At 74.0% G+C, this 1,720-nt stretch carries 1 protein-coding gene and 1 pseudogene; one reads left to right on the top strand and one right to left on the bottom strand.

The features are described from left to right. Nucleotides 1–1,053: ferrochelatase (locus tag AC2W7G_RS15495; RefSeq protein WP_485869226.1), on the bottom strand; the 1,053-nt coding region annotated here is incomplete at its 3' end. Between the two features lie 70 nt (nt 1,054–1,123). Here AC2W7G_RS15495 and AC2W7G_RS15490 point away from each other — a divergent pair. Then, a pseudogene (locus tag AC2W7G_RS15490) lies at nt 1,124–1,720 on the top strand (MFS transporter); the annotation flags it as partial.

Raw genomic sequence — 1,720 nt, 5'->3', positions numbered from 1 at the left:
CCCTACTCCGGGCTCACGGAGAGCGTCGGCAGGTCGCGCGCGGTTGGCACAGCAGTCGACGGCGCACACCGTCCCAGCACGGGGGCAGCGAGCCGACCGCCGGACGCTCGACCGGCTCGCCGCGCTCGACGGCGGCCCGCTCCAGGACGAGCTGACGCACCATGGCGACGAAGTCCGGGTGCGTGCCGGGCGTCGCGACCCGGACGTAGCGCAGCCCGAGCTCCTCGGCCGTCGCGGCGGCTCGGTGTCGAGGTCGAAGACGACCTCCATGTGGTCCGAGACGAAGCCGATCGGCACGACGACGACGGACTCGACACCCTCGGCGCTGAGCTCGCGGAGCCGGTCGTTGATGTCGGGCTCGAGCCACGGCATCGACGGGGGGCCCGAGCGCGAGCAGTAGGCCAGGTCCCAGCCGTTGGCGCCGGCGCGCTCGGCCACCTCCTCGGCCACCGAGAGGTGCTGGCGGACGTAGGCGTGCTCGCCGGGGCCGCCGCTGGCCGCGTCCATCGTGTCGGGGATGGAGTGGGTGACGAACACGACGTGCGTGCCCGCGGGGGCGCTGGCGAGCGCCTCCTCCAGCGCCTCGGCGAACGGCCCGACGAAGCCGGGGTGGTTGAAGCCGTGGCGCAGCCGGTCGAGCTCGACGCCGGTGCCCTCGGACGCGGCGAACAGGTTCTCGCGGTACTGGCGGCAGCCCGAGTACGACGAGTAGGCGCTGGTCACGAAGCAGATCGCCCGCTGCACGCCGTCCGCGGCCATCTGCTCGACGGCCTCGCGGAAGTACGGGTCCCAGTTGCGGTTGCCCCAGTAGACCGGCAGGTCGAGGCCGTTCGCGGCGAAGTCCTCGCGCAGCGCGGCCAGCAGCGCCCGGTTCTGGTCGTTGATCGGCGACTTGCCGCCGAAGGAGTAGTAGTGCTCGCCCACCTCCTCCAGGCGCTCGACGGGGATGTTCTTGCCGGTCGTGACGTTCTGCAGGAACGGCACGACGTCCTCGGTCTTCTCCGGTCCGCCGAAGGAGACCAGGAAGAGCGCGTCGTACGGTCGGGGATCCATGCCGTCATCCTCCCACCGGCCTCCTGGCGCAGCGCGCTGACTACCCTGTCGCCCGACGACAGGAGTCCGGATGCTGAAGGCCTACCGTCGCGTGCTCGCCACGCCCGGCTCGGTCGCGTTCTGCCTGGCCGGCACGGTGGCCCGGCTCCCCGCCTCGATGGCCGGGCTCGGCCTCGTGCTGCTGGTCGAGCTGCGCACCGGCTCGTACGGCACGGCCCCCCCCCCCCCCCCCCCCGGCGCCGTCTCCGCCGCGTACGTCGTCACCTCCGGGGTGGCCGGGCCGGCCATCGCCCGCCTCGCCGACCGGCTGGGCCAGGCACCGGTGCTGCGCGGGGCCAGCCTGCTCTTCGCGGTGGGCATCCTGGCCTTCCTGGTCGCGCTCCACACGGACGCCCCGGCCTGGACGTACTACGCCTTCGCCGCGCTGGCCGGCATCGGCGCTCCGCAGGCCGGCGCCATGGTCCGGGCCCGGTGGACCCATGCGCTGCGCGGACGTCCCGGGCTGGACACCGCGTTCGCCCTCGAGGCGGTGCTGGACGAGGTGGTCTTCATCGTCGGGCCGGTGCTGGTCACGGTGCTGACCCTGCAGGTGCACGAGACGGCCGGGCTGGCCGTGCCGGTGCTCGCCGCCCTCGGCGGCAGCTGGGCGCTGGCCGCCCAGCAGGCC

The sequence above is a fragment of the Aeromicrobium sp. PFPM2_SD2 genome, from assembly GCF_057364525.1.
Note: the sequence above shows the minus strand (reverse complement) of the source record. Positions and strands in the feature narration are given on the sequence as shown.